The organism is Bradyrhizobium guangdongense (assembly GCF_006483445.1).
Classification (GTDB): Bacteria; Pseudomonadota; Alphaproteobacteria; order Rhizobiales; family Xanthobacteraceae; genus Bradyrhizobium; species Bradyrhizobium guangdongense_A.
In genome coordinates, this window is record NZ_PPPT01000330.1 from 1 (window position 1) to 1,035 (window position 1,035).

Sequence of the window (1,035 nt, forward strand, 5' to 3'; positions counted from 1 at the left end):
CGCCAGCGTCAGCACGATGGTGTGCGGTAAAGCTTCGGCAATTTCGGTCCAGACTGCACGATGTGTGACCATGCTGTTGCCGAGGTCGCCGCGCAAGGCATGACCTAGGAACTCGAGGTATTGCGTACCGATCCAGCGATCGAGGCCAAGTTCAGCACGCAGGGCCGAGAGCGTTTCCGGGGTCGCCCGATCGCCCAGGATGGCGATTGCAGGATCGCCCGGAACCACGCGCACCAGCAAAAAGACGAGCGTCAGTACCGCGAGCAGCGTCGGTATCGACGCCAGCAATCTTCGGATGATGAAGCCAATCACCGGACCATCCCTTGGCTTGCTGGCGCTGAGCTCACTTGAAGTGCGTCGCTTCCGTTAACAGAGGACCGAGCGACAGCGACGCCTTCAATTCGTAGCCGTAGTCGAGGTCGGTGCGGTGCGCCCAGATCTGCAAGCCCTCGGCCAGAGGAACGGCGCAGACGGCCGCGACGATCTTCTTCTGGGCCTCGACCCAGAGTCCGACCTGCTTCTCGGTATCGGTCTCAGTCTTGGCGGCATCGATCTCCCTGTCCGCCACGTCACAGTGGCTGAAATTGGTGACGGCCGTCGGCTTTCCGACGATGCTGGCCGAATGGAAGAACTGGGTCAGGTAGATATCCGCTACGGGAAAGCGTGCTGCCGCGTAATACACGATCGGGCTCAGATCCTTGCGAATCTGCTGATGGAAGGTGGCGTGATCGACGACCTGAATATCGAGAGTGATGCCCGCCTTGCGCAGCTGCGCCTGCACGACCTGCATGCTGCCCAGCATCTGCGGCAACTGGGTGTGGATGATCTTGATCGTCACCCCGTCGGGATAGCCGGCATCCCTAAGCAGCGCCTTGGCCTTGGCGATGTCCGTATTGACGAGACCGACATCCCCGGAGGAACCGAGATAGCCCGCCGGGATCACGCTCTGGCCAGGTCGCGCAGTGTCGGCCCCCTGCCACTTCACGAGCTCAGGACGGTTGACGGCATAGGCAATCGCCTGCCGCACACGGATAT

General features: G+C 61.5%; 1 protein-coding gene and 1 pseudogene. Both read right to left on the reverse strand.

Annotated elements, in window-relative coordinates; all coding sequences use genetic code 11:
* A pseudogene (locus C2U70_RS32545) lies at positions 1 to 312 on the reverse strand (ABC transporter permease); the annotation flags it as partial.
* Positions 313 to 343: 31 nt separating this feature from the next.
* Positions 344 to 1,035: ABC transporter substrate-binding protein (locus tag C2U70_RS32550; protein WP_246666927.1), on the reverse strand; the 692-nt coding region annotated here is incomplete at its 5' end.